This is a genomic window from Bradyrhizobium sp. T-1 (assembly GCF_053592855.1).
In genome coordinates this window covers 4,070,092-4,086,051 of the sequence record NZ_CM132115.1, presented here as the reverse complement: position 1 = coordinate 4,086,051, position 15,960 = coordinate 4,070,092, and the positions used below count along the sequence as shown (strand labels likewise).

At 64.1% G+C, this 15,960-nt stretch carries 19 protein-coding genes; 11 read left to right on the top strand and 8 right to left on the bottom strand.

The window, feature by feature from the left end; all coding sequences use genetic code 11:
- Nucleotide 1 precedes the first annotated feature (1 nt).
- Together ACWAT4_RS19650 and ACWAT4_RS19645 are read left to right on the top strand one after the other, a co-directional pair.
- Nucleotides 2–517, top strand: coding sequence for a DUF3828 domain-containing protein (locus ACWAT4_RS19650; protein WP_449731153.1), 516 nt, complete (start codon nt 2–4; stop codon nt 515–517).
- A gap of 11 nt (nt 518–528) precedes the next feature.
- Nucleotides 529–804, top strand: coding sequence for a GNAT family N-acetyltransferase (locus ACWAT4_RS19645; protein ID WP_449731152.1), 276 nt, complete (start codon nt 529–531; stop codon nt 802–804).
- 49 nt (nt 805–853) lie between these two features.
- Here the strand turns inward: ACWAT4_RS19645 and ACWAT4_RS19640 are convergent, their stop codons facing one another.
- Both ACWAT4_RS19640 and ACWAT4_RS19635 read right to left on the bottom strand, forming a co-directional pair.
- Nucleotides 854–1,252, bottom strand: coding sequence for an SPW repeat protein (locus tag ACWAT4_RS19640; protein ID WP_212300752.1), 399 nt, complete (start codon nt 1,250–1,252; stop codon nt 854–856).
- A gap of 200 nt (nt 1,253–1,452) precedes the next feature.
- Nucleotides 1,453–2,388 (bottom strand): tetratricopeptide repeat protein, encoded by a 936-nt coding sequence (locus ACWAT4_RS19635; RefSeq protein WP_212300753.1) that lies wholly within the window; start codon nt 2,386–2,388, stop codon nt 1,453–1,455.
- A gap of 104 nt (nt 2,389–2,492) precedes the next feature.
- Between ACWAT4_RS19635 and ACWAT4_RS19630 the strand changes: the two genes are divergently transcribed.
- Nucleotides 2,493–2,768 carry a GNAT family N-acetyltransferase gene (locus ACWAT4_RS19630; RefSeq protein WP_212300754.1) on the top strand — a complete coding sequence of 92 codons (276 nt, stop codon included), beginning with the start codon at nt 2,493–2,495 and terminating at the stop codon, nt 2,766–2,768.
- Nucleotides 2,769–2,821: 53 nt separating this feature from the next.
- On the opposite strand, the gene ACWAT4_RS19625 is transcribed toward ACWAT4_RS19630, so the two are convergent.
- Nucleotides 2,822–3,235 (bottom strand): DUF3597 domain-containing protein, encoded by a 414-nt coding sequence (locus ACWAT4_RS19625; protein ID WP_212300755.1) that lies wholly within the window; start codon nt 3,233–3,235, stop codon nt 2,822–2,824.
- 335 nt (nt 3,236–3,570) lie between these two features.
- Here ACWAT4_RS19625 and ACWAT4_RS19620 point away from each other — a divergent pair, with 335 nt between their 5' ends.
- Nucleotides 3,571–4,479 (top strand): DUF2189 domain-containing protein, encoded by a 909-nt coding sequence (locus tag ACWAT4_RS19620; RefSeq protein ID WP_212300756.1) that lies wholly within the window; start codon nt 3,571–3,573, stop codon nt 4,477–4,479.
- Between the two features lie 136 nt (nt 4,480–4,615).
- Nucleotides 4,616–5,440 carry a lytic murein transglycosylase gene (locus ACWAT4_RS19615; RefSeq protein ID WP_212424639.1) on the top strand — a complete coding sequence of 275 codons (825 nt, stop codon included), beginning with the start codon at nt 4,616–4,618 and terminating at the stop codon, nt 5,438–5,440.
- A gap of 76 nt (nt 5,441–5,516) precedes the next feature.
- Here ACWAT4_RS19615 and ACWAT4_RS19610 read toward each other — a convergent pair whose 3' ends face one another.
- On the bottom strand, nt 5,517–5,843 hold the full coding sequence (locus ACWAT4_RS19610) for a hypothetical protein (protein WP_212301105.1): 327 nt from the start codon (nt 5,841–5,843) through the stop codon (nt 5,517–5,519).
- Between the two features lie 628 nt (nt 5,844–6,471).
- On the opposite strand from ACWAT4_RS19610, the gene ACWAT4_RS19605 reads away from it, so the two are divergent.
- From ACWAT4_RS19605 to ACWAT4_RS19585, 5 genes are all read left to right on the top strand, one after another.
- Nucleotides 6,472–6,624: a DUF1127 domain-containing protein gene (locus tag ACWAT4_RS19605; RefSeq protein ID WP_007590701.1), complete on the top strand. Its 153-nt coding sequence runs from the start codon at nt 6,472–6,474 to the stop codon at nt 6,622–6,624.
- A gap of 126 nt (nt 6,625–6,750) precedes the next feature.
- Nucleotides 6,751–8,178, top strand: a complete 1,428-nt coding sequence (gene trmFO / locus ACWAT4_RS19600; protein ID WP_212424638.1) for a methylenetetrahydrofolate--tRNA-(uracil(54)-C(5))-methyltransferase (FADH(2)-oxidizing) TrmFO — start codon at nt 6,751–6,753, stop codon at nt 8,176–8,178.
- 7 nt (nt 8,179–8,185) lie between these two features.
- Nucleotides 8,186–9,280 (top strand): serine/threonine protein kinase, encoded by a 1,095-nt coding sequence (locus ACWAT4_RS19595; RefSeq protein WP_449731151.1) that lies wholly within the window; start codon nt 8,186–8,188, stop codon nt 9,278–9,280.
- A gap of 93 nt (nt 9,281–9,373) precedes the next feature.
- Nucleotides 9,374–9,928, top strand: coding sequence for a CAP domain-containing protein (locus ACWAT4_RS19590; RefSeq protein WP_249209909.1), 555 nt, complete (start codon nt 9,374–9,376; stop codon nt 9,926–9,928).
- Nucleotides 9,929–10,022: 94 nt separating this feature from the next.
- Nucleotides 10,023–11,201, top strand: a complete 1,179-nt coding sequence (locus ACWAT4_RS19585; protein WP_449731150.1) for an aminotransferase class V-fold PLP-dependent enzyme — start codon at nt 10,023–10,025, stop codon at nt 11,199–11,201.
- 33 nt (nt 11,202–11,234) lie between these two features.
- Here ACWAT4_RS19585 and ACWAT4_RS19580 read toward each other — a convergent pair whose 3' ends face one another.
- Complete coding sequence (locus ACWAT4_RS19580; RefSeq protein ID WP_212300762.1) at nt 11,235–11,696, bottom strand: cupin domain-containing protein; 462 nt, start codon at nt 11,694–11,696, stop codon at nt 11,235–11,237.
- A gap of 128 nt (nt 11,697–11,824) precedes the next feature.
- On the opposite strand from ACWAT4_RS19580, the gene ACWAT4_RS19575 reads away from it, so the two are divergent.
- The gene (locus ACWAT4_RS19575) at nt 11,825–13,366 is read left to right on the top strand and encodes a winged helix-turn-helix domain-containing protein (RefSeq protein WP_212301106.1); all 1,542 of its coding nucleotides are present in this window, start codon (nt 11,825–11,827) and stop codon (nt 13,364–13,366) included.
- Between the two features lie 13 nt (nt 13,367–13,379).
- Here ACWAT4_RS19575 and ACWAT4_RS19570 read toward each other — a convergent pair whose 3' ends face one another.
- From ACWAT4_RS19570 to ACWAT4_RS19560, 3 genes are read right to left on the bottom strand one after another with little or no spacing between them, the layout of a single operon-like run.
- Nucleotides 13,380–14,624 carry a threonine ammonia-lyase gene (locus ACWAT4_RS19570; RefSeq protein WP_212300763.1) on the bottom strand — a complete coding sequence of 415 codons (1,245 nt, stop codon included), beginning with the start codon at nt 14,622–14,624 and terminating at the stop codon, nt 13,380–13,382.
- A gap of 45 nt (nt 14,625–14,669) precedes the next feature.
- A complete protein-coding gene (locus tag ACWAT4_RS19565) occupies nt 14,670–15,533 on the bottom strand; it encodes a phytoene/squalene synthase family protein (RefSeq protein WP_212300764.1) in 864 nt (287 codons plus the stop codon).
- The gene (locus ACWAT4_RS19560; RefSeq protein ID WP_449731149.1) at nt 15,530–15,913 is read right to left on the bottom strand and encodes an Mth938-like domain-containing protein; all 384 of its coding nucleotides are present in this window, start codon (nt 15,911–15,913) and stop codon (nt 15,530–15,532) included. Before ACWAT4_RS19560 ends, ACWAT4_RS19565 begins: the two co-directional genes overlap by 4 nt.
- Nucleotides 15,914–15,960 lie beyond the last annotated feature (47 nt).

Below are 15,960 nucleotides of genomic sequence, written 5' to 3'. Positions count from 1 at the left end.
AATGCTCACCCGCCGCAGCCTCGTTGCCGCCTCTCTCTTCGCCGCCGCCACGCCCACCTTCGCTCAGGCGCCCACCGCCAACGATCCCGTCACAATCCTGACCGCGATCTACACCCGCGCCGCCAAAGGAAAAGGCGATGGTGGCGCCGCCTTCGTCATCGAGAACAAGGCCGCGAAAGCGAAATATCTCTCCAAGGCGCTGGTTGCGCTGTGGGCCAAGGCGGATGCGCATACACCGAAGGGCGACGTCGGGCCGATCGATTTCGATCCCGTCACCAATTCGCAGGAACCCGACGTCAAGGCGTTCAAGGTTGACGCGGAAAAGATCGAGGCCGACAAGGCGACGCTTGCGGTGACCATCACCGGCCACCGCAACGACCGCAAACCGGCCGACCGGATCGTACGTTACGACTTCGTGCGCGAGACTGGCAGCTGGAAGATCGACGACATCAAGGGCTCTTCGGACGGTGAGGCCTGGTCGATCCGCAAGATGCTGACGGACGCGCTGAAGAGCTAACGGGAGACACCATGAGCGACGTCATCGACAAGAAGGCCCATCACCGCTTCGAGCTCGAGGTGGAGGGCCATCTCGCAACCGAGCACTACAAGCTCGAAGGCAACATCATCACCTTCGAACATACCGACGTGCCGAAAGAGCTCGGCGGCAAAGGCGTCGGCTCAAAGCTGGTGCAAGGCGCGCTCGATCAGGTCCGCGCGAGGGGCCTGAAGCTGATCCCGCAATGCCCGTTCGTGAGGGCGTGGATCGAAAAGCACCCGGACTATGCGGATATGGTGCAGCAATGAGCAAGCTCAGGCCCGCCGGTCGCGCGGCGGGCCTGCCGACATTCACGGCCTATTGCCCGTGCCTCAGCAAGTCCTGGTCACTCAGATCCCAGTCCTGCCACAACTGCAGCACGCCCAAGATCACCGCCACTGCGCCGAGACTGGTGTGGTAGATCCGGAGAAAGCCTCCGCCAGAATAGCCGAGCACATAGGGCGAGACGATGAGCCACAGCCCGACCAGGATCGTCGCGACCTCCTGCCAACGCTGCAAGGCGACGTATTCGAGCTGGCTTAGGCCAAATATGACGAGGCCGACCGCGACCGCGTTCAGGACCATCGCCTGGTGTCCGGCGATTCCCGGCTGATCCTGGATGGGAAACCACGGCGAGGCGACAATCAACGCGCCCAGCAGCATCCCACACCAGTCTTCCCATGTGCGATGAGTATTCAAGAAACCAAAGTCCGACATTGTATCCTCCTACAAAAGAGGCATACGTCGGGCGGCTGGCAATCATGACACTCCGAATGTCTAGCGACCCTGCCGGCCGCATTCGGGCGTATGTCCTGCAATCGACGTGGGAACCGCCACGGAACTTGCAAGAGCGATATCGGAAATTATTCACGACCGCCGCTCCACATTCACGGCAAGGAATTCATGACGCACTGCGGCTACAGCGCTCCAAGCTTCTGGAGCGCCTCGCGTGCGGTCGGCAGGCCGGGGCGCAACTCCAGCGCCTTCCTGAAATCGGCAATGGCGCCCTGCTTGTTCCCAAGTCTCATCTTGGCCTGACCGCGATTATTCCAGGAGAACACATCAGACGGATCGTACTCCAGCGCCTTGTCGTAGTCGGCGAGTCCGCCCTTGTTGTCGCCTTGGTAGAGCCGGATCATACCGCGGTTGCGCCAGCCGCGCGCATCGGTCGGCGCGACCCGGATCGCCTCGCCATAGTCGGCGGCCGCGCGGTCGAGCTGCTCGCTGTCGCGATAAACGTTGCCGCGGTCGATATAGGCAAGCAGATCCGGCGCGAGCTTGATCCGCATGCTGAAGTCGGCCAGCGCATGCGCCGTGTCGTGCTTGCGGGCATAGACGTAGCCCCGATTGGCGTAGGCGGTGGCATAGCTGGGATTACGCTTGATCGCCGCGTCGAAATCGGCGATGGCGCCGTCGAGATCGCCTTTGTTGTACCGAGACTCGCCGCGATTGCTGTAGGCCATCGCCAGCGAGGGATCGAGCTTGATGGCTTCGTCGTAGTCGGCAATGGCGCGATCATAGTCGCGCTTGAAGCCGTAGACGCGGCCGCGATTGTTGAAGGCGCAGGCGTAAGCCGGGTCGAGCTTGACCGCCTCATCGAGATCGGACAGCGCCGCATCGAGCTCGCGTTTCTCGGTCAGGCCGTGACCGCGATTGCAATAGGCGCCGGCGAGCCTCCGGCCGGTCTCGCTTCTTGCGTCGATCACGGTCGAGCAGGCTTTCACCCGCTCATCCGGCGTGCTGGTGAGCCCGACACAGGCTTCCCAGGCCGGACCACCTTCGGCGGCGGCCGGGACCGGCGCCGTCGAGACGACCATGGCGAGCAAGGCCATGAGGCTGAGCGGGACACGCATTTTGCAGATATCTCCCCTGCGGCAACCTGCCTTGGTCGCGCCTTGGCAAGGGCCGGTTCAGGCGCCTAGATCAGGAAATAAGCACGGCTTCGGAAGGATCAGGGATGACGGCAACGGTACGCGACAACAAGGACAGGAGCCGCTTCGAGCTCGATGTCGGCGATGAACTAGCCTTCGCAAATTACCGGCTGACGCCGTCGGCCGTCATCATCACCCATACCGAGACGCCGCGTGCGCTACGCGGCCGCGGCATAGCCTCCGAATTGATCAACGGCGCGCTCGACCTGATCCGGCGCGACGGCAAGAAGGTGGTCGCGGGTTGTGGCTTCGTCGTCGATTATCTCGACAGGCATCCGGAGAATGCGGATCTCGTTGCCTGAAATGAAAAGGGCCCGCGACATCGCGGGCCCTTTGAGGTCGACCGATCCGTCGGTCAGTGCTTGATTTCAGGCGGCAGCTTGCCGCCGTTGGCGGCGAGCTTGGACATCACTTGCTTGTGCAGCCAGACGTTCATGCTAGCGGAGTCGTTCATGTCGCCGGTGTAGCCGAGCTCCTTGGCAAGATCCTTGCGCGCGGCAAGGCTCGAATCGACGTCGAGCGCCTTCATGAGGTCGACGATCGAGGTGCGCCACTCCAGCTTCTCGCCCTTGTGCGCCGCGACGGCCGCGTCGACGATCGCGGCGACGTCCACCGTTGCTGCGGGCGCGGCTGCCGGCGCAGACGCTGGCGCCGATCCGCTCGGCGCGGCCCCTGCAGGCGCGCTACCCGCGGGTGCGCCGCCGGCGGGCGCCGCGGAAGCCGGATGGCTGCCGAAGATTGCGCCCATGATTTTCCCGAAAATGCTCATGTCTGCTCCCCGAAAAGGATCCCGTTGGAAGGCCCCGAATGGGGCCCTTATAGATGAAGTTTCTGCATTGCGCCCGCGCTGTTCACGCGACCCACAAGCAGCATGAGCTTATCTGCGGCGAAATGACGACCGAATGACGTCGTCAAGGTTGCGCTGCGGCATCGAATCTCACCCAAGCGTGAGGGACAGGGCTCGGAAATGGGCGTAGGCTTCGTGTTCAGCTCGCGATGCCATCCGGAATTCGCGCCTGGTTGGACTCGCGAAACTCAGAAGAGCGGCCGCTTGCGCCGTTGCCGGCGCCAAACTCGGCTGCATGGCAAGGGAGCAAGCCGACCATGGCCACACTCTATCAGGGCAATGTCCCCACGATGGGCCGGACCGCAGACGGGGCTGGACCGGTAATCCGAACCATCCGACTTTCCGACCTGCACGACGCGCTCAAGCGCGGCTGGGAAGATTTCAAGGCGGTGCCGAGCCACGCCATCATTCTCTGCGTGATCTATCCTGTGCTCGGCCTCGTGATCGCGCGCGTCGCAATGGGCTATTCAGTGATACCGCTGCTGTTTCCGCTGGCCGCGGGCTTCGCCCTGATCGGCCCGTTCGCAGCGCTCGGCCTCTACGAGCTCTCGAGCCGGCGCGAGCGCTATGAGGAAGCCAGTGCCTGGGACGCGATGGACGTGCTCCGCTCCCCGTCTTTCGGCGCCATGCTCGGTCTCGGCACGTTGCTGCTCGCGTTGTTCGTGACCTGGGTCGCGACCGCGCAGGCGATCTATATTGCGGCGTTCGGCTATGAGGGCGTGACTGGAATCTCGGACTTCGTGACGCGCGTGCTGACGACATCACAGGGCTGGTGGCTGATCGTTGTCGGCTGTGGCACGGGCTTCCTGTTCGCACTCGCCGCGCTCTGTATCAGCGCTGTATCGTTCCCGCTGATGCTCGACCGGCATGCCGGCGCGTTCGAGGCGATGGTCACCTCGCTCCGCGTCGTCGCCAAGAACCCGGTGCCGATGGCGGCTTGGGGCCTGATTGTCGCGGTGCTGCTCGCGCTCGGCACCATCCCCGCGTTTCTCGGGCTCGCCATCGTCATTCCCCTGCTCGGCCACGCCACCTGGCATCTCTACCGCAAGGTGATCGTCTCCGAGCCCGGCGCACGGCCGGTGCCGCCTCCACCGCAGCGTCCGCGCAAGCCGGCCGCCGACTTCCCGGCCAACCTGTTCCCCTGGCGAAATCGGAGGGACGCCTGACGATATCGTGACATGCGAACCTGCCCGGGCTTGGCTCGGGCAGGCTCTGCGCGCTACCATACGCCTTGCTTTGGCCGCGGTTACAACCGAGATTGCGCCCGCCGGTCAGATCACTTCACGGAATCCATTTCATCTGATGACCCCGACGATTTCTCGTCTCGCTCTCGCAGCCTTCGCCCTCTCCGCATCCATCCTGTCCGCCCAGCCAGCACTTGCCGCTGTTGCCTGCGGCTCAGGCAATTTCGACGCCTGGCTTGCGGACTTCAAAACCGACGCTGCGGCCAAGGGTATCTCGCAGCAGGCCATCACCGCCGGACTTGCCGGCGTGACGCTCGATCAGAGCGTGCTCAACCGCGACAAGTCGCAAAAGGTCTTCACCCAGACCTTTGAAGAGTTTTCCGGCCGCATGGTGCCGCCGCGGATGACGCGCGGCTCCAACATGATGAAGCAGTACGGCTCGGTGCTGTCGCGCATCGAGCAGACCTATGGCGTGCCCGGCGAGATCCTGGTCGCGATCTGGGGTCTCGAGACCGATTTCGGCGTCAACACCGGCAAGTTCGCGACGATCCGCTCGCTCGCGACACTCGCCTATGATTGCCGGCGCGCCGAGCAGTTTCGTGGCGAGTTGATGGATGCGTTGCGCATCGTCCAGCGCGGCGATCTTGCGCCAGCCGACATGAAAGGCGCCTGGGCCGGTGAACTCGGTCAGACCCAGTTCATGCCGTCATCCTGGATGAAATATGCCGTCGATTTCGACGGCAACGGCAAGCGCGACCTGCTGCATAACGCGCCCGACGTGCTCGCCTCTACGGCCAACTATCTCGCCGGCTACGGCTGGCAGAAGGGCAAGGACTGGCAGCCGGGCAGCCCGAACTTCGCGGTGCTCCAGCAGTGGAACAAGAGCGAGGTCTATTCCAAGACGGTGGCCTATTTTGCTACCCAACTCGCGCACGCCCCCTAAGACGCGCACTAAGACAAAACGCATAGGGCCGATCGCCCGGCGACCGGCCCTCTCTTGGATTGCGTTACCTACCCGATTACTTGCCCATGGTGGCGTGCATCGCCTTGTTCAGATGCATGCCGCACGCCCCCATTTTGCCGTTGAGTAGCGCGTCCTGGGCCGCCGTGACCTCCTTCTCAGCGACGAACTTGCTGTCGCCGTCCGGCATCGCCTCGATCGCGGTCTCGGTCTTCTCCAGATTGGCCCCGCTGCAGCCGCCCATGGCGTGCTTGGCGGCCTGAGCCGGCGCGACGGCCAATGCGACGGCAGCAATTGCGATAACCCCGAGTAACTTCGTCATGATGTTACTTTCCTTCTCTTGTTCTTGGAACAGAGCCAGCGACATTGCCGGAATCTGCAACATGACTTTGCTGCTGACGCGGCAACTTGCCGCAATAAATTCCGCGCGAGAATTGCGTGATGTTGCGCAGCGCGCAGAGCCGCATGCGAAATTTCTGATTTTCATTACAACTTCGTAATCAGAATATGCACGCTTGGCGTGTGTGCAGCGCATCATGGGACAATAGCCCTCGGGATCTTTCGCAGGACCGTCCGGCAGCGCTGCGAAAACGGCCAAAATCGCCTGGAAGCTAAGCTCGGACTCCTCCGAAATCAGAGAATCTCGCTCAGTAAAACTGAATAATGATTCATCTCTAGAAAAGCCAGATCATGCGAATCACGCATATCAGACTTGGGCTCACAAGCTAACATGACGCCCTCGCAGGTCACGAGAATGTAACCTATTTTCTGAACAATCAGAATCGAAGATGGATCGATAAACCCGTGATTTCACGGAGTTTATTGCTTGCCGTCCGAGGTTTCGCCTGGCTACTGGGCGGGACTCTCGACAGGTTAATCGCTCCTTACCTGCGCCATGCGTTCTACGCTTAGCTGCATCGCAACATCGGAACTTTCGCACTGCACTACTCTCACCTATATTCATTTTAACGATGAGGCCCGGCAAGGGCTGAATCGAACTACAGGAGACTACCATGCTGCTCTCACTTATCCGTATGATCCAGGCTTTCCGGGACTATCAGCGCAATGTTGCCGAGCTGTCCCAGCTCAGCGATCGCGAACTGGCTGACATCGGCCTCGATCGCTCGGACATCCCGCGCGTTGCCGCCGGTCAGTATCAGGGCTGATACCGTTCAGCCTTTCACCGGACGAACCGATAGCGCCCGCCTCGTGCGGGCGTTGTCGTTTCTGATGGCAGAAAACTCGATCTCGGCGATTCCACTGACCGCCGAAAAGCGCTACCTGTCCGCCCCATGACAGGACCCCAATCCAATTCCGTGCACGTCATCGGCGCCGGCCTTGCCGGCTCAGAGGCCGCTTGGCAGGTGGCCAAGGCTGGCGTGCCCGTAGTGCTGCACGAAATGCGGCCGGACCGCATGACCGAGGCGCACCGCACCGACGGGCTCGCTGAGCTCGTCTGCTCCAACTCGTTCCGCTCGGACGACGCCGCCAACAACGCTGTCGGCCTGCTGCATGCTGAGATGCGCCGCCTCGACTCGCTGATCATGCGCGCGGCCGATGCCAATCAGGTGCCCGCCGGCGGCGCGCTTGCGGTCGACCGCGACGGCTTCTCGGCCGCCGTCACCAAGTCCCTGAACGACCATCCCCTGATCGAGATCGCCCGCGGCGAGATCGCGGGCCTGCCGCCGGCCGAATGGAGCAACGTGATCGTTGCGACCGGGCCCCTCACCTCGGCGCCCTTGGCCGACGCCATCCGCGAGCTGACCGACGAAAATGCGCTCGCCTTCTTCGACGCCATAGCACCGATCGTACATCGCGAATCCATCGACATGTCGGTGGCCTGGTTTCAGTCGCGCTACGACAAGGTTGGCCCCGGCGGCAACGGCGCCGACTACATCAACTGCCCGATGACCAAGGAGCAGTATGACGGCTTCGTCGCCGCGCTGATTTCAGGCGAAAAGACCGAGTTCAAGGAATGGGAGACCAACACGCCCTATTTCGACGGCTGCCTGCCGATCGAGGTGATGGCGGAGCGCGGTCCCGAGACGCTGCGCCACGGCCCGATGAAGCCGGTGGGCCTCACCAATCAGCACGATCCCGCCACCAAAGCCTATGCGATCGTGCAGCTACGCCAGGACAACAAGCTTGGCACCCTCTACAACATCGTCGGCTTCCAGACGAAGCTGAAGTATGGCGAGCAGCAGCGCATCTTCCGCACCATTCCGGGGTTGGAGAAGGCCGAGTTCGCCCGCCTCGGCGGCCTGCATCGCAACACCTTCCTCAACTCGCCAAAGCTGCTCGACAGCCAGTTGCGCCTGCGCGCGCAGCCGCGGCTGCGCTTTGCCGGCCAGATGACGGGCTGCGAAGGCTATGTGGAATCCGCCAGTGTCGGCCTCATCGCCGGCCTCTATGCGGCTGCCGACGCGCGCGGCGAGACGCTTGCGAGCCCGCCGGCTACGACGGCGCTCGGATCCTTGCTCGGCCACATCACGGGCGGCCATATCGAGACCATCGAGCCGGGCACCCGCTCGTTCCAGCCGATGAACATCAATTTCGGCCTGTTTCCGCCGCTCGCGAGTGCGCCGACGAAGAAGCCGGACGGCACGCGCCTGCGCGGCAACGAGAAGACGGTGGCCAAGAAGCAGGCGATGAGCGCATTGGCGCTCGCCGATCTCGATCGCTGGATCGCCGATCATTTGCGCATTGCCGTAGCCGCGTGAGTTTTCGATGAGTCTCCCGAAAGACGACGCCGCGATGCTCTCGGCGCACTGGACCGAGGGCGTGCTGCTCAAGCGCGACGTGTTCTCGACCGTCGAGCGCGGCCGCTTCCGCGCTGACAGCGGCGAAGTCGACGCGGTGCTGCGCCGGCTCGACGAGGTGCCGTGGTGGTCGTTCCTGCTGGCGCGCCATCTGTTTGCACGCGAGAAGCACGCGTTGGCGCTCGCCAAAGGCCTCGATGTCGGCCCTGAACTGCTCTGGGCCGGCCGTCGCGCGCTGGTACGCGGCTTTGTCGACGGCGTTGCGCTGCATCTGGCAAAGCCCCATGGCGACCTCGCTTATTTCCGCTCGGCCAAGGTGGCCCTGCGCCGGCTGCGCCGCGCCGGCATCTGCCACAACGATCTCGCCAAGGAACAGAACTGGCTGGTCGGCCGCGACGGCCGCGCCTACGTGACCGACTTCCAGCTCGCCGCCTGCTTTGCCCGGCGCGGGCGGCTCTATCGCATCCTCGCTTACGAAGATCTCCGCCATCTGCTCAAGCACAAGCGCTCTTATGCGCCCGAGGCGCTGACGCCGCGCGAGCGAAAGATCCTGGCGAAGAAATCCTTCGCCGCGAGCCTGTGGCTCGCCACCGGAAAGAAGGTCTATCGCGCCATCACCCGCGGCCTGTTCAACTTCACCGACCGCGAGGGTGGCGGCCGCCGTCTCGTCAATGACGCGCCGGTCTTGGCCGAACTGATCCGCAAGAACTCCGCCGTGCGCGACACCGCCATCGTTGCCTTTGCCGATCGCCGCTCCGGCGTAGGGCTCTATGCGTTCGTCGAAGCTGATCAGGCTGCGCTCGAAAGCCAGCTCCGCAACGAGCTCGCTGCCGCCAAGGGGCCGAAGCCACCGGAGCACATTCAGGTGGTCCACGCCCTACCACGCGACTCCGGCGGCAAGCCGCGCACCGAGATCCTGCAGCTGGTCGCCATGAACCAGCTCGACTTGATCGAGCCCATGATGAAGAACGACCAAGACCGCGCTTTCCTCAAGGACATCCTGGAGCAGCGCAAGAACCTCCGGGACCGCTTCAACTTCGAGGCCAACCTGCCCACCGGTTAGACCATGGCGTGCGCCGCGCCTTGAAGCCTCCACAATGCCGGTAGAGAAGCCTGGAACTGTACTGACTTGGGAACAATGACTCGCTGGGGGACCATGAGGCGCCGCGCAGCCCTGCTGTTGGCGGGTCTAGTGCTGCTGGAGGCCGCGCCTGTGATGGCCGCGGAGTCCGCGGCCGAGCAGATCTCCGGCTTCCGGCTGAAGCATGGTGAGGGCCGCGTCGTACGCGACGCAACGCTCGACCGCATCGCCATGGACCAGGCCCGTGCCATGGCGGCGAAGGACGATCTCAGCCACGACGCCCTCGGCCCGTTCAACAAGCGCGTCGCGCCGTCTGGCGCGGGCCGTGCCGCGGAGAACATCGCCTACGGCTACGATAATTTCGAGAAGACGCTGGGACAGTGGATCGACTCCTCGGGACACCGCAAGAACCTGCTGCTGCACAACGCCTCTCGCGTCGGGATCGCAAGTGCGAAGAATCCCAGCGGCAAGCGCACCTATTGGGCCATGGTGATCGCCGGGGATTACGAGCCGAAGGGCAAGAAGAACAAGGACAAAGAGCCTCTGGTTGCCGTCAAGCGCGAGGCTGCGCCCACGAGCAAGCCCAAATCCAGCAATTGCCACGTCAAGCTGCTAGGCCTCTGCATCTGAGGCGAGCCGGGCCAGTTCCTCGCTTGTCCGCCGTCTTGCTCGCCTTGTTCGGCACGTCTAGTGCATGCCGATGGATTGCGACAGGAGAGCCAGCTTGATCGACATCGACCGAATGCGCGCCGACACGCCGGCGGCCTCTCGGATCGCCTATCTCCACAACGCGGGCGCGGCGCTAATGCCGGCACCGGTCGTCGCGACGATGAAAGAGCACATCGATCTGGAGAGCGAGATCGGAGGCTATGCCGCTGCCGACCGTGAATCCGAACGGCTCGACGCGGTCTACGGCTCGGTGGCGCGTCTCCTGAATGCCGCGCCCAATGAGGTTGCGCTGGTGGAGAATGCGACGGTTGCCTGGCAGATGGCGTTCTATTCGCTTCCGTTCTGCAAGGGCGACCGCATCCTGACCGCCGAGGCGGAGTACGCGGCCAACTATGTCGCGTTCCTTCAGGTCGCCAAGCGCACTGGCGCGGTCGTGGATGTCGTGCCGAGCGATGCCACCGGCGAGCTCGACGTCGACGCGCTTGAACGCATGATCGACGACCGCGTGAAACTGATCGCGATCACCTGGGTTCCAACCAATGGCGGGCTGGTCAATCCCGCCGCTGCCATCGGCCGGATCGCGCGCGCACACAACATTCCCTATCTGCTCGATGCCTGCCAAGCCGTCGGCCAGATGCAGGTCGACGTCGAAGCGATCGGCTGCGACATGCTGTCGGCGACCGGCCGCAAATTCCTGCGTGGCCCACGCGGAACCGGATTTCTCTATGTCCGCCGCCAGCTGCTGCAGCAGCTTGAGCCGCCGATGATCGACCATTTTGCGGCGCCCTGGGTCTCGCGGGACCAGTATGAGCTCCGCGACGATGCGCGCCGGTTCGAGACCTGGGAAAACAATTACGCGGCCCGGCTCGGGCTTGGCGCGGCCGTCGATTATGCTCTCGCGATCGGTCTCGGCCCGATCGCGCAACGCTGCCGCCTGCTTGCGGACCGCCTGCGCAATGGCCTCGCTTCAGTTCGCGGCGTCACCATTCGCGATCTTGGGCGCGCGCCGGGCGCCATCGTCAGCTTCACGATGGAGGGGCATGAGGCGGATGCTATCGTCCGCAGTGCAGCCGCGGCCGGCATCACGATCGGCGCCTCGGATCCATCCAGTACCCGCATCGATGCGGAAGTCCGCGCACTGCCGGTGGTCGTGCGCGCCTCGCCGCACTACTACAACACGGAAGCTGAGATCGACCTCCTGATCGCCCACGTGGCAGGTCTGGCGCAACATTAGTGGCACCAGACGACACAAGACCCAGACCCGGACCTAGGCTCTCGTCGTCAGTGCCGATAGCTGGTCGGTGTCAAAGCGGGCACGCAGCTCGCTGATGGCCGTCGCATCCGGTGGTCCGCTGGCGGTGAGCTTGGCCAATTCCTCGAAATAATGCTCGTGCCCCGGTGGAGACACCGTCATGAGCACGCGCGCGGGCTTGTCGCGGACATTGGTGATATTGTGGGGAACGCCCGGTGGAATGAAGAGATAGGTCCCCGGCGTGGCCCTGACGACCTCTTCGGCGACGTGCCATTCGCACTCGCCCTCAAGCATGTAGAAGGTCTCTTCCTGCACACGATGGACGTGCCGGCCCGTGGCGAACCCGGCCGGAATGGTCCAGTCGAACATGCTGGTGTGCCGCGTGTCCTGCCCGGTCACCAGAAAAGCCATCGGCTGGCCCCGCAGCATCACTCCCCCGGTCTCGCCGGGCCTGCGGATGAGAGGCTTTGCGTTCATGTGGTCCTCCATGGCTGGTCGCACCATTGCGCAGCAATGGCGCCATGATGGCGCCCCCCGCCCCGGGAAGTAGCGAAGCGGTGCGGAAAACATTGCAAAAAACCTGCGAAATGTGTCCTTCTTCGACGATGGCCGCGATCCTTGAATTTGGTCCCTTCCGCCTCGATGCCGATGCAGGGATTCTGTTCCGCGGAGCCGAGCCGACCCCACTCGGCCAGCGCGCCGTGCTGCTCCTGGCCCTGCTGGTGCAGCGCGCCGGCATGCCCGTATCCAAGGATGCCCTGATCGAGGCGGCTTGGCCCGCCCAAGCGATCGAGGACAGCAACCTGACCGTCCAGATCGCAGCCGTCCGCCGCACGCTGGCAGACGCTTCCGGAGAGGCGCAGTGGATCGAGACACTGCCGCGACGCGGCTATCGCTATATCGGCCCGGCCGTGACGACGACCGACCCGGACCGTGCGTCCGCGCCATCACTGGCACTGCCCGAGAGGCCATCAATCGCGGTGTTGCCCTTTGCGAACCTGAGCGGCGATGCTGAACAGGACTATTTTGCCGATGGAATGGTCGATGACATCATCACCGGCCTGTCGCGCATCAATTGGCTGTTCGTGATCGCGCGAAATTCCACGTTCACATACAAGGGCCGAGCGATCGACGTGAAGCAGGTCGGACGCGAACTTGGCGTGCGCTACGTGCTGGAAGGCAGCATCCGGAAAGCCGGCGGCAATGTGCGGATCACCGGTCAACTGATCGACGCGTCGACCGGAATGCACGTGTGGGCCGAGCGCTACGACCGCAGGTCCGAGGACATTTTCGCGCTCCAGGACGAGATCGCCATGTCCGTCGTCGGCGCCATCGCACCTAGCCTGCGCCGCGCCGAAATCAACCGGGTCAAGCGTAAGCGGCCGGATAGCCTCGATGCCTATGACCTCGTCCTGCGAGCCCAGCCGGATGTCGATTCCGGCATGCCGGAGCAGGTGACGCAGGCGCTTGTATTGCTCGAACGCGCGATCGCGCTAGAGCCCTCCTACGCGCTGGCGCACGGCAACGCTGCGATGTGCCATCATTGCCTGTTCCTCCGCGCTGGTCTGCGGGAGGTGAGCCGCGCGGCATCGATCAGGCACGCGCGCTCAGCGATCGCCCACGGGCAGGACGACGCGCTGGCTCTCACGCTGGCGGGCTTTTCGATCGGCATGGATGGGCACGATCGCGCCGCCGCATTTACTGCCCTCGACGCTGCTCTTTCGATCAGCCCGTCGTCCGCGCTGACTTACATCCTCGGAAGCGTCATGCTCGGTTGGGGTGGCGATGCCGACCGCGCCATCGAATGGAGCGAGCGCGGCATGCGGCTCAGCCCGTTCGATTCCTGGGCCTTTGCCGCCTTCGACGCGCAGGCGATGGGACATTTCCACCGTGGCCGGTACGAAGAAGCCTGTCGCGCCGCTTACCGCTCCGTTCAGGCCAATCCGCGCCACAGCATCACCCATGTGCAACTGGCGGCGGCCCTTGCAAAGCTAGGCCGATTGCAGGAGGCGAAAGCGGCCGCGGCTCGGGTGATGGAGTTGCACCCGACCTTCCGCTACGGCCGTCAGTTCCAGGGCGTCAACTGCTCTCCGGCGCTGGCCGCGGAGCTCGGTGATGCGCTTCGCGTCGCGGGGCTGCCGGAGTAGCCCTCGAGCTGCCTCAAGTGCAGCGCGCGCTCAATCCGGACGCGCCGAGCTTGGCCATGACCTCGTCGAGATGGGCGCTGTCGCGGGTCTCGATGACGAGCTGCAGCAGCGTCGCCTTGGCCGGCAGGTCGGAGAAGGTCCGCTGGTGCGAGACCTCGATGATGTTGGCGCCGGCTTCCGCCAGCAGTGCCGCGACCGCGGCCAATTGACCGGGCCGGTCAGGAATATCGAGCGAGAGCTGCGTCAGCCGCCCCTCGCGCGCGAGCTCGCGCGTCAGCACCGAGGCGATGAGCCTGGTGTCGATGTTGCCGCCGCTCAAGACCAGACCGACCTTCTCGCCGGCAAAGCGCGTGGGATCGGACATAATCGCCGCCAGGCCTGCGGCGCCGGCCCCCTCGACGACCGTCTTCTCGATCGAGATCAGGGTTGCGACCGCGCGTTCGAGCTCGGCTTCGTTCACGAGCGCAATGTCGTCGACCAGGCGGCGGACGATTTCCGTGGTGATCTTGCCCGGCGATTTGACTGCGATGCCTTCGGCGAGCGTATCGCCGCGCGCCGGCAGATTGCCGCCATGGACGGCATTGTACATCGAAGGATAAAGCCAAGCCTCGACGCCGAGGATCCGCAGTGAAGGTTTGATCGATTTCGCCGCAATGGCAATGCCGCTGATCAGGCCGCCGCCGCCGATCGGGACAACCAACGTGTCGAGCTCCGGCACCGCCTTGAGCATCTCCAGCCCGACCGTGCCCTGCCCTGCAATGACCAGCGGATCGTCGTAGGGGTGGACGAAGATCATGCCGCGGGCTTCGCCGTGACTTCGCGCAAACGCAGCCGCCTCCTCCAGCGTCGCGCCGGTAACGACCACCTCGGCGCCATGATGCCTGGTGTTCTCGACCTTCACCATCGGCGTGCCCACCGGCATGACAATGGTGGCGGGAATGCCAAGCCGCTTGGCGTGATAGGCAACGCCCTGCGCGTGATTGCCGGCTGACATAGCGACGACGCCGCGCGCCCGCTCCTCCGGCGTCAGCGCGGTGAGCCGGTTCAGCGCACCACGCTCCTTGAAGGAGGACGTGAACTGGAGATTTTCGAATTTGAGCCAAAGCTCGCAGCCGCAGATGTTGCTCAGCGTCCGGCTGAAGCTACAGGGCGTCTCGACAACGGCCCCCCGGATCGTCTCTGCGGCAGCGTGAATGTCACCGGGCACGACCGGAAGGCCGCTCAGATCGGGGATTGCGATTTGGGACAATTCGGCCATGGGACAGCATAGAGCATTTGGCCGCCTCGGGCGATAAGCCAACCGCTATTTGGTAAATTCCCGCGATCGTGAAGCCCGCCAAAGCGTCCACAGCGTGCGCAGGCGCGATGGTGGCTGCGGTGCGAAAGGATTGCGCCCCGGCCGCGACAGACGATTGAGATCGGCCTGCGCGTGACTCAACGGCAGGAACGCAACCCGCGCCGACGGTGGCACTTGCACCAGGAGTGACGAGGCCGTCGCCAGATGCTGCCGCGCCTCGCCGACGAGCTGGTCCAGGACGGCACGAAGATTGGGCGTCTCCTTGCCGGCGAACACATCCTCGATGGCGCAGCCATGGCTGGTCAGAAACTGCTGCGGCAGGAACAATTGCCGGTGGGACGAGTCCCGCGGCAAGTTGGCAATCGCCTGCGCGATGCCCTGCGCCAACCCGGCGTGCCGAGCGAGGTGCTCGGCTGCCTCGGAAGCTTCGCCCATGATCCGCGCCGCCAGTGCGAACAGGGCCGAAGAGGTCGCCGCCAGATAGCCTTCGAGCGCCGTCATGGTCGGCATCGGATCGTTATAGAGATCGAACTGATGCTCGTCGACGAGCAGCGACAGCGGCTCGACCGGCAGGTCAAAATCGCGGATCGCGCGCAACAGTTCCGCCGCCACCGGATTGCCCTCGGCGCTGCCGTGGACAAGACCCGAGAACAGATCGGTCCACCATTGAAAGCGGATCTCTCCGGGCAAGGGCTGGGTCACCTGATCGCGGACGCGGACGATCTCGACATTGAAGGCGTAGAGCGCCAGTAGCGCTCGGCGCTCTACGGCCGGAGCGAAGAGGGTCGCGGCATAGCGCGGAAAGTCATAGCTGCGCACGAGGTCGGCGCAGATGGTCACGCCATCGGGCGGCGTCGCAGCGCTGCTCATGGCACTGCAATCAGCGCAGCCGCGACGCGGCGCCGTTCGCCGATCATGATGTTGTAGGTGCGCACGGCGGGGCCGGTCTGCATGGTGTCCAGCACCACCCTCACCGCTTTCAGGGCCTGGCGCAGTTCCGACGGGGCTAGCCAGAGCCCGGTTCCAGTGCCGACCAGCAGCGTATCGATGCTGTTGGCAGCAGCGAAGACCCGATCCAGCGAGTAGCGGTCGATCTTGGTTGGATCGGTCACATCCCAGGCCCAGATCGCATCAGGCAGGCACAGCAGCGAGCCCCGGTGCGACATGCCGGCAAAGGCAAAGCCGCCCTTGCCGTAGGCCTCGATCGGCGCCGAGCGCGGGAAATGGGGAGCGTTGGGATCGCCGGCCATGAGCTTCGTCCGAATGAGCCTGGTGCCCTCGCAAACTCCTGCGAGGG

What these genes read in the sequence shown, in the direction of transcription:
- ACWAT4_RS19650 (WP_449731153.1), top strand. Translation starts at nt 2, where the DNA reads ATGCTCACCCGCCGCAGCCTCGTTGCCGCCTCTCTCTTCGCCGCCGCC.
- ACWAT4_RS19645 (WP_449731152.1), top strand. Translation starts at nt 529, where the DNA reads ATGAGCGACGTCATCGACAAGAAGGCCCATCACCGCTTCGAGCTCGAG.
- ACWAT4_RS19640 (WP_212300752.1), bottom strand. Translation starts at nt 1,252, where the DNA reads ATGTCGGACTTTGGTTTCTTGAATACTCATCGCACATGGGAAGACTGG.
- ACWAT4_RS19635 (WP_212300753.1), bottom strand. Translation starts at nt 2,388, where the DNA reads ATGCGTGTCCCGCTCAGCCTCATGGCCTTGCTCGCCATGGTCGTCTCG.
- ACWAT4_RS19630 (WP_212300754.1), top strand. Translation starts at nt 2,493, where the DNA reads ATGACGGCAACGGTACGCGACAACAAGGACAGGAGCCGCTTCGAGCTC.
- ACWAT4_RS19625 (WP_212300755.1), bottom strand. Translation starts at nt 3,235, where the DNA reads ATGAGCATTTTCGGGAAAATCATGGGCGCAATCTTCGGCAGCCATCCG.
- ACWAT4_RS19620 (WP_212300756.1), top strand. Translation starts at nt 3,571, where the DNA reads ATGGCCACACTCTATCAGGGCAATGTCCCCACGATGGGCCGGACCGCA.
- ACWAT4_RS19615 (WP_212424639.1), top strand. Translation starts at nt 4,616, where the DNA reads ATGACCCCGACGATTTCTCGTCTCGCTCTCGCAGCCTTCGCCCTCTCC.
- ACWAT4_RS19610 (WP_212301105.1), bottom strand. Translation starts at nt 5,843, where the DNA reads ATGTTGCAGATTCCGGCAATGTCGCTGGCTCTGTTCCAAGAACAAGAG.
- ACWAT4_RS19605 (WP_007590701.1), top strand. Translation starts at nt 6,472, where the DNA reads ATGCTGCTCTCACTTATCCGTATGATCCAGGCTTTCCGGGACTATCAG.
- trmFO (WP_212424638.1), top strand. Translation starts at nt 6,751, where the DNA reads ATGACAGGACCCCAATCCAATTCCGTGCACGTCATCGGCGCCGGCCTT.
- ACWAT4_RS19595 (WP_449731151.1), top strand. Translation starts at nt 8,186, where the DNA reads ATGAGTCTCCCGAAAGACGACGCCGCGATGCTCTCGGCGCACTGGACC.
- ACWAT4_RS19590 (WP_249209909.1), top strand. Translation starts at nt 9,374, where the DNA reads ATGAGGCGCCGCGCAGCCCTGCTGTTGGCGGGTCTAGTGCTGCTGGAG.
- ACWAT4_RS19580 (WP_212300762.1), bottom strand. Translation starts at nt 11,696, where the DNA reads ATGAACGCAAAGCCTCTCATCCGCAGGCCCGGCGAGACCGGGGGAGTG.
- ACWAT4_RS19575 (WP_212301106.1), top strand. Translation starts at nt 11,825, where the DNA reads ATGGCCGCGATCCTTGAATTTGGTCCCTTCCGCCTCGATGCCGATGCA.
- ACWAT4_RS19570 (WP_212300763.1), bottom strand. Translation starts at nt 14,624, where the DNA reads ATGGCCGAATTGTCCCAAATCGCAATCCCCGATCTGAGCGGCCTTCCG.
- ACWAT4_RS19565 (WP_212300764.1), bottom strand. Translation starts at nt 15,533, where the DNA reads ATGAGCAGCGCTGCGACGCCGCCCGATGGCGTGACCATCTGCGCCGAC.
- ACWAT4_RS19560 (WP_449731149.1), bottom strand. Translation starts at nt 15,913, where the DNA reads ATGGCCGGCGATCCCAACGCTCCCCATTTCCCGCGCTCGGCGCCGATC.